Origin of the sequence: Deinococcus pimensis DSM 21231 (genome assembly GCF_000519345.1) — a bacterium.
Taxonomy (GTDB): domain Bacteria; phylum Deinococcota; class Deinococci; order Deinococcales; family Deinococcaceae; genus Deinococcus_A; species Deinococcus_A pimensis.
This window is the reverse complement of record NZ_KI912654.1, coordinates 3078-4846: the sequence shown is the minus strand read 5'-3', so window position 1 is coordinate 4846 and position 1769 is coordinate 3078. Positions and strand designations below refer to the sequence as shown.

Below are 1769 nucleotides of genomic sequence, written 5' to 3'. Positions count from 1 at the left end.
GAGCGCGGCGCTCGAGCGGCGCGGCTGGAGGCGCAGCGAACGGAGCTCGACGCGCGGACCCGGCTGCTGGAGGCCTTCGCGACGTTCACACGCGACTCCGCCCGGCTGGGCGACCCGTACGCGGTGGTGCGCGCCGCGCAGGAGATCCTGGTGTCCATGCTGCCCGGCTCCACGTCGGTGTACTACGAGCTCGAGGGGGACACGTGGCGTTGCCGCGCGCAGACGGGCACGCTCGCGCCGGAGGTGCAGGCCCTCGTGGACGCGGGACGTCCGTACGGCGCGGTGGAGAACATCGTGACGGCCTGGGAGGATCGCCGTCCGTTGTTCGTGGACGGGTACGACGTGACCTCGGACACGCACGGGCACCTGCTCGAGAGCGTGAGCGGCGCCGCGTACCTGCCGCTGGTCCTGCGCGGCGCGCCGCGCGGTCTGCTGGCGGTGGCGCTGTGGCGGACGCGGCGCGGCTGGTCCCGCACGGAGCGCGCGCTCGTCCTCGCGCTGACGCACAGCCTGGAGCTCGCGCTCGAAGGGATGGACGGCACGCGGGAACTTCAGGAGCGCACGCGGGACCTCGCGCGGTCCAACGCGGAACTGGAGCGCTTCGCGTACGTGGCGTCGCACGACCTGCAGGAGCCCCTGCGGACCATCGCGTCGTTCACGGAGCTCCTCGACCGCCGCTACGGGGGCGCGTTCGACGAGCGGGGCCGGGCGTACCTGCGCCTCGTGGTGCAGGGCGCGGAGCGCATGAAGACGCTCGTGGACGATCTGCTGGTGTATTCCCGCGTGGGTGCGGAGCAGCTGACGCTCGCGCCCGTCTCGCTCGATCGGGTCCTCGCGGAGGCCCTGACGAACCTCTCGGGCGTGCTCGACGGGAGCGGCGCGCGCGTCACGTCGGACGTCCTGCCCGTGGTGCTCGGCAGCGAACTCCAGCTCGTGCAGGTCATGCAGAACCTCGTGGGGAACGCGCTGAAGTTCCGCCGGGAGGGCGTCACGCCGACGGTGCGCGTCACGAGCGCGCGTGACGGTGACGAGGTGCGCGTGAGCGTCCGGGACAACGGCATCGGGATCGAGGCGCGGTACCTGGAGCGGATCTTCGTGATGTTCCAGCGCCTGCACCGCCGTGAGGACTACCCCGGGACGGGTCTGGGCCTGGCGATCTGCCGCCGCGTGGTGGAGCGGCACGGCGGGCGGATGTGGGTGGAGTCCACGCCGGGCGAGGGCAGCACCTTCCACTTCACGCTGCGGGCGGCGGATCCGGCGTAGGCTCGGGTGGTTTCAGGCCGTGGGGGGCGGCAGTTCGCCGCTGCCGCGCGCCACGAGCTCCACGGGGAGAATGATGGTGCGGCGCCGGAGACGCGAAGCGGGTCCTGAGCGCCAACGGCGTGACCCGCGCCGCGAACCTGCTGTTCACCGGGACGGGCGCGTGGTCCACGTACGGCACGGTCAGCTTCAGCCTGCCCCTGAACGCCGGGAGCAACACCGTCCGCGTCGCGTACGACTCGGCGCAGGGCAGCGCCAACTACCTCAACCTCGACCGGATCGAGGTGAAGTAGTCCCACCTCACGCCACGTGAAGCGCCCTTCACCCCGGGCGTGGGCGTCCGGACGGCCCGACTTCGAGAATGAGGGCGCCGCGACGCCCCCTGCGCCGCGCAGGAGGTGTGATGAATCCCGAGAGGAACCCCAGGCGTCCCCACCGACGACGGCGCGTCGCGAGCTGGCTGCTGCTGCCTGCCGCGGCGCTCGCCGCGCTGATCGCGCGGGGCCCGC

Annotated in this window: 2 protein-coding genes; both read left to right on the top strand. The window is 72.8% G+C overall.

Going from position 1 to position 1769, the window contains the following annotated elements; genetic code table 11:
• Positions 1–1263 (top strand): sensor histidine kinase (locus DEIPI_RS35610; RefSeq protein ID WP_245588576.1); only part of this gene is annotated, 1263 nt, incomplete at its 5' end.
• Positions 1264–1382: 119 nt separating this feature from the next.
• A complete protein-coding gene (locus tag DEIPI_RS36720) occupies positions 1383–1553 on the top strand; it encodes a carbohydrate-binding protein (protein WP_169737122.1) in 171 nt (56 codons plus the stop codon).
• Positions 1554–1769: the final 216 nt, after the last annotated feature.